Genomic DNA, 5,906 nt, shown 5'->3' with positions numbered 1-5,906 from the left:
CTGGAGCACCGACCGCCCCACCGTCCCGCACCAGGCGACGGCCCCGGAACCCACCGCGCACCCCGTCCCGGCGGAACCGGCCCACCCGCCGCGCCCCCGCCTCACCCCCGAGGAGGCCCGCACCGTCGCCTCCTGGGACCGTGACCTCGACGCACTCGCCGGCGAGCTCCTGCACCTCCGCGAGAGCGTCACCGAGGTGCGGCTGCCCGGCTCGCTGACCGCCTCCGAACTGCTGCGCCTGGCCGCCGACCCGGACGGCCTCGCCCAGGAACTGGCCCGTCCCATGCCCCGCCCGCCGCAGCCCGCCGCGCGCCGCGGCACCCGCTTCCACGCCTGGGTCGAGGCACGCTTCGAGGAACTGACCCTGCCCGTGCTCGACCCGGACGAGCTGCCCGGCAGCGACGCCGAGATCTCCGACGAACGCGACCTGGAGGCCCTCAAGGAGGCCTTCGAACGCACCGAGTACGCCCACCGCACCCCCCACCGCGTGGAAGCCCCCTTCCAGCTGTCGATCGCCGGCCGGGTCGTCCGCGGCCGCATCGACGCCGTCTACCGGAAGGACGACGGGGACGGGACGACGTACGAGATCGTCGACTGGAAGACCGGCCGCGACCACACCGCCGACCCGCTCCAGCTCGCCGTCTACCGGCTCGCCTGGGCCGAACAGCAGGGCGTCCCCCCGGAGACCGTCACCGCCGCGTTCCTCTACGTACGCACCGGTGAGATCGTCCGCCCCGACCCCCTGCCCGGCCGCGCGGAACTGGAGCGGCTGCTGCTCGGGGAGCCGCCCGGTGAGATACCGCACTCCGAGGACACCGGCGCGGGCCGATAGGCTCGAGGACATGAGCCAGCCCGTTGACACCGCCGTCAGCGCCGTCCGTACGTACATCGCACAGCACCGCGTCGCCTTCCTCGACGACCTCACCGAGTGGCTGCGCATCCCGTCCGTCTCGGCCCGGCCCGACCACGCGCCCGACGTGCGCCACAGCGCCGACTGGCTCGCCGCCAAACTCAAGGAGACCGGTTTCCCGACCGCCGAGGTCTGGCCCACCCCCGGCGCCCCGGCCGTCTACGCCGAGTGGCCCTCCGCCGACCCCGGGGCACCCACCGTGCTGGTCTACGGCCACCACGACGTGCAGCCCGCGGCCCGCGAGGACGGCTGGGACAGCGAGCCCTTCGAACCCGTCGTCCGGGACGACCGCCTCTACGCGCGCGGCGCGGCCGACGACAAGGGCCAGGTGTTCTTCCACACCCTCGGCGTCCGGGCCCACCTCGCCGCCACCGGCCGCACCACCCCGGCCGTCCACCTGAAACTGCTGGTCGAGGGCGAGGAGGAATCCGGCTCCCCGCACTTCCGCGCGCTCGTCGAACAGCACGCGGACCGGCTCACCGCCGACGCCGTGATCGTCTCCGACACCGGCATGTGGTCCGAGGACACCCCCACCGTGTGCACCGGCATGCGCGGCCTCGCCGAGTGCGAGATCCGGCTGTACGGACCCGACCAGGACATCCACTCCGGCTCCTTCGGCGGCGCGGTGCCCAACCCGGCCACCGCCGTCGCCCGCCTGGTGGCCGCCCTCCACGACGAGCACGCGCGCGTGGCGATCCCCGGCTTCTACGACGGTGTCGTCGAGCTCACCGACCGCGAACGCGAACTCTTCGCCGAGCTGCCCTTCGACGAGGAGCGGTGGCTGCGCACCGCCAGGTCCCACGGCACCCGCGGCGAAGCCGGGTACAGCACCCTGGAGCGCGTCTGGGCCCGCCCCACCGCCGAGGTCAACGGCATCGGCGGCGGCTACCAGGGCCCCGGAAGCAAGACGGTCATCCCGTCCTCCGCCATGGTGAAGCTGTCCTTCCGCCTCGTCGCCGGCCAGGACCCCGAGCAGGTGCGCGAGGCCGTCGGCGCCTGGGTGCCCGGACAGCTGCCCGACGGCATCCGCCATGAGATCACCTTCAGCCCCGCCACCCGCCCCTGCCTGACACCGCTGGACCACCCGGCCCTGCAGTCCGTGGTCCGCGCGATGGGCCGCGCCTTCGAGCGGCCCGTCCGCTTCACCCGCGAGGGCGGCTCCGGACCGGCCGCCGACCTCCAGGACGTCCTCGGCGCACCGGTGCTGTTCCTCGGCATCTCCGTCCCGTCCGACGGCTGGCACGCCCCCAACGAGAAGGTCGACCTCGACCTGCTCCTCAAAGGCGTCGAGACCAGCGCGTACCTGTGGGGCGACCTCGCCGAGCACTGGCGGCACGCCCCCTGACCTCGCACACCGTCCGAACCGGACGCCCGCGCGCGGCACACTGGAAGGGACCCGCCGCACCCCGCAGGACCGGTCCCTCCCGCCGCACGTCCCGCCGAACCGCCCGCCGACCCAATCCGTTCCACTGGGGGAGTTGGAAGCACCCGTGACCACCTGGACCGACCACACCGCCGACCGACCCATCTCGCTCACCGCCCCGAGCGGCATCGACCGCGCCGCCCACCACCGGCTCGACGAGGCATGGCTCGCGGCGGCGTGGAGCCACCCCTCGACCCGCTGCTTCGTGGTCTCCGGCGGCCAGGTCCTCATCGACGAGACGGCGGACGGGCGTACCGAACTCGTCATGACCCCGTCCTTCGAGGCCCCGCTCACCGAGGCCCACCGCTACTTCCTGGGCATCGACGACGAGGGCGTCAGCTACTTCGCCCTCCAGAAGGACTCCCTGCCCGGCCGCATGGACGACTCCGCCCGCCCGGCGGGCCTGCGCGAGGCGGGACTGCTCCTGTCGCAGCGCGAGGCCGGCCTGATGGTGCACGCGGTCGCCCTGGAGAACTGGCAGCGGCTGCACCGCTTCTGCTCCCGCTGCGGCGAGCGCACCGTCATCGCCGCCGCCGGCCACATCCGTCGCTGCCCCGCCTGCGGCGCCGAGCACTACCCGCGCACCGACCCCGCGGTGATCATGGCCGTGGTCGACGACCGGGACCGCATCCTGCTCGGCCGCCAGGTCCACTGGCCCGAGGGCCGCTTCTCCACGCTCGCCGGATTCGTCGAGCCGGGGGAGTCCATCGAGCAGTCGGTGCGCCGCGAGGTCCACGAGGAGGTCGGCATCGGCGTCGGCGAGGTCGAGTACGTCGCCAGCCAGCCCTGGCCCTTCCCGTCCAGCCTCATGCTGGGCTTCACCGCCCGCGCCACCTCGACCGAGATCGACGTGGACGGCGACGAGATCCACGAAGCCCGCTGGTTCTCCCGCGACGAACTCGGCGCCGCCTTCGAGTCCGGCGAGGTGCTCCCGCCGTACGGCATCTCGATCGCGGCCCGCCTGATCGAACGCTGGTACGGCAAGGAGCTGCCGACCCGCAGCGCCTTCTGACCGGACGCCCAGCGCTTTGACGGAGCCCGGCGCCCGGCCCGCCGGGTCCGTCCGGAGCCCGGGCGCCGAACTGCGGGGCCCGTCCCGTGCCCCGGCTACGCTGTCGAGCCGGGCGGAGCCGTAGCGCAGAGGTCGTCGCGCGCGGTCTCCAAAACCGCGAGGACGCCGGTTCGAATCCGGCCGGTTCCGCCCCCGCACCCCTGAAGACACGTCGGCCCCCTCCGGTGACCTCGACCGGAGGGGCGCGGCGCCGAGGAACGTCAGACCGCGAGGGCCTGCTTCACCTGGGCGAGACTCGGGTTCGTCATCACGACCTCGTCGCCGCCGGCGGAGGGGACCACTCGTACCGTGGGCACCGTCTGGTTTCCGCCGTTCGCCTTCTCCACGAAGGCCGCGGAATCCGGGTCCTGCTCGATGTTGATCTCGGTGTACGCGATGCCCTCACGGTCCAGCTGGCTCTTCAGCCGGCGGCAGTAGCCGCACCACGTGGTGCTGTACATCGTCACAGTGCCCTGCATGCCTCTCGCGCTCCTTCGGCGGCTCGGGGAAGTCCTGGTCGTGGGGGGAACGTACGGGAGAGCGCCGGCATTCCCGCCGGGTGGCCGCGCGGGCCCCACGTGATGCCTGCCGCATTAGTACGACTACGGGGGCCTCCCTGTGGACAACCGGCTCGCCCGTCTCCGGCGACCTGGCAGCATGGCTGTGTGACAGCAGCAACGCACTCCACTCTCTTCCCGCAGGTACCGGACTCGGCCGACGCGGTGCTCGAAGGGCTCGACCCCGAGCAGCGCGCCGTGGCCACCGCCCTGCAGGGCCCGGTGTGCGTGCTGGCGGGCGCGGGCACCGGCAAGACCCGGGCCATCACCCACCGGATCGCCTACGGGGTGCGCGCTGGCGTCCTCCAGCCCTCCAGCGTGCTCGCCGTCACCTTCACCAACCGCGCCGCCGGGGAGATGCGCGGCCGGCTGCGCCAGCTCGGTGCCGTCGGCGTCCAGGCCCGCACCTTCCACTCCGCGGCGCTGCGCCAGTTGCAGTACTTCTGGCCGAAAGCGATCGGTGGTTCCCTGCCCCGGCTCGTCGACCGCAAGATCCAGCTGGTCGCCGACGCGGCCGCCGCCTGCCGCATCCGGCTCGACCGGGGCGAGCTGCGGGATGTCACCGCGGAGATCGAATGGTCCAAGGTCACCCAGACCGTCCCGGCCGACTACGCGGCCGCCGCCGCCAAGGCCGGCCGGGAGTCCCCCCGTGACCCCGCCGAGATCGCCCAGCTCTACTCCGCCTACGAGGACCTCAAGCGCGAGCGCGTTGTCATCGACTTCGAGGACGTGCTGCTGCTGACCGTCGCCGTCCTGCAGGACCGGCACGACATCGCCGATCAGGTCCGCGCCCAGTACCAGCACTTCGTCGTCGACGAGTACCAGGACGTCAGCCCGCTCCAGCAGCGACTGCTGGAACTGTGGCTCGGCGACCGGGAGAACCTGTGCGTGGTCGGCGACGCCAGCCAGACGATCTATTCGTTCACGGGCGCAACCCCCGACCACCTGCTCGACTTCCGTACCCGTCACCCCGGGGCCACCGTCGTCAAGCTGGTCCGGGACTACCGCTCGACCCCCCAGGTCGTCCGCCTGGCGAACGGCCTGCTCGCCCAGGCCCGTGGCCGGGCCGCCGACCACCGGCTGGAACTGGTCTCCCAGCGCGCCTCGGGGGCCGAGCCGGTCTTCACCGAGTACCCCGACGAGCCCGCCGAGGCGGAGGGGGCCGCCCGCCGCATCCGTGAACTGATCGACGCCGGGGTCCCGGCGAGCGAGATCGCCGTCCTGTTCCGGACGAACGCCCAGTCCGAGACCTACGAGCAGGCCCTCGCCGATGTCGGCGTGCCCTACCAGCTGCGGGGCGCCGAGCGGTTCTTCGAGCGCCCCGAGGTGCGCAAGGCCGGCATCGCCCTGCGCGGCGCGGCCCGCTTCGGCGGCAACGACACCCTCCTCGACGACGCCCCCGACCTCCCCTCCCAGGTGCGCGCCGTGCTCTCGGGCGAGGGTTGGACGACCCAGCCGCCGGCCGGCTCCGGAGCGGTCCGGGAACGCTGGGAGTCACTGGCCGCGCTGGTGCATCTCGCCCAGGACTTCGCCGCCGCCAGACCCGGCGCCACCCTCGCCGACCTCGTCGCCGAACTCGACGAGCGGGCCGGCGCCCAGCACGCCCCGACCGTGCAGGGCGTCACCCTCGCCTCGCTGCACTCGGCCAAGGGCCTGGAGTGGGACGTCGTCTTCCTGGTCGGCGTCGCCGAGGGCATGATGCCGATCACCTACGCAAAGACCGACGAGCAGATCGAGGAGGAGCGCCGTCTCCTTTATGTCGGTGTCACCCGCGCCCGTGAGCGCCTCCAGCTCTCCTGGGCGCTCTCCCGTTCGCCCGGCAGCCAGCCGAACCGCCGCCCCAGCCGCTTCCTCCACGGACTGCGCCCCGGCTCGAACGCCGCCGCCGCGGGCCGGGGCGGCGCGGCCGGCGCGGGAGGTGTGGAGCGCGGCTCGTTCGGGACGGCGTCCGCCTCGGTCGTCCCG

Annotated in this window: 5 protein-coding genes and 1 tRNA gene; 5 read left to right on the top strand and 1 reads right to left on the bottom strand. The window is 73.4% G+C overall.

The genetic code is table 11. The features are described 5' to 3' along the window. The 4 genes from B7767_RS08705 to B7767_RS08690 form a co-directional block, all read left to right on the top strand. A partial coding sequence (locus B7767_RS08705; protein WP_143652294.1) for a PD-(D/E)XK nuclease family protein occupies positions 1–832 on the top strand: 832 nt, incomplete at its 5' end. A 10-nt stretch (positions 833–842) separates the two neighbouring features. Beyond that, the gene (locus B7767_RS08700) at positions 843–2,255 is read left to right on the top strand and encodes a dipeptidase (protein WP_085571664.1); all 1,413 of its coding nucleotides are present in this window, start codon (positions 843–845) and stop codon (positions 2,253–2,255) included. A gap of 145 nt (positions 2,256–2,400) precedes the next feature. Continuing rightward, positions 2,401–3,345: an NAD(+) diphosphatase gene (gene nudC / locus B7767_RS08695; RefSeq protein WP_085571663.1), complete on the top strand. Its 945-nt coding sequence runs from the start codon at positions 2,401–2,403 to the stop codon at positions 3,343–3,345. A gap of 114 nt (positions 3,346–3,459) precedes the next feature. Beyond that, positions 3,460–3,534, top strand: a tRNA-Trp gene (locus B7767_RS08690). Between the two features lie 71 nt (positions 3,535–3,605). On the opposite strand, the gene B7767_RS08685 is transcribed toward B7767_RS08690, so the two are convergent. Beyond that, positions 3,606–3,863 (bottom strand): mycoredoxin, encoded by a 258-nt coding sequence (locus tag B7767_RS08685; protein WP_073932358.1) that lies wholly within the window; start codon positions 3,861–3,863, stop codon positions 3,606–3,608. Between the two features lie 102 nt (positions 3,864–3,965). Here B7767_RS08685 and B7767_RS08680 point away from each other — a divergent pair. Then, positions 3,966–5,906, top strand: a 1,941-nt coding sequence (locus B7767_RS08680) for an ATP-dependent helicase (protein WP_107485923.1), incomplete at its 3' end; no start/stop codon positions are given.

Origin of the sequence: Streptomyces sp. 13-12-16, assembly GCF_002114215.1 — a bacterium.
GTDB lineage: Bacteria > Actinomycetota > Actinomycetes > Streptomycetales > Streptomycetaceae > Streptomyces.
Note: the sequence above shows the minus strand (reverse complement) of the source record. Positions and strands in the feature narration are given on the sequence as shown.

What these genes read in the sequence shown, in the direction of transcription:
- B7767_RS08685 (WP_073932358.1), bottom strand. Translation starts at nt 3,863, where the DNA reads ATGCAGGGCACTGTGACGATGTACAGCACCACGTGGTGCGGCTACTGC.
- B7767_RS08700 (WP_085571664.1), top strand. Translation starts at nt 843, where the DNA reads ATGAGCCAGCCCGTTGACACCGCCGTCAGCGCCGTCCGTACGTACATC.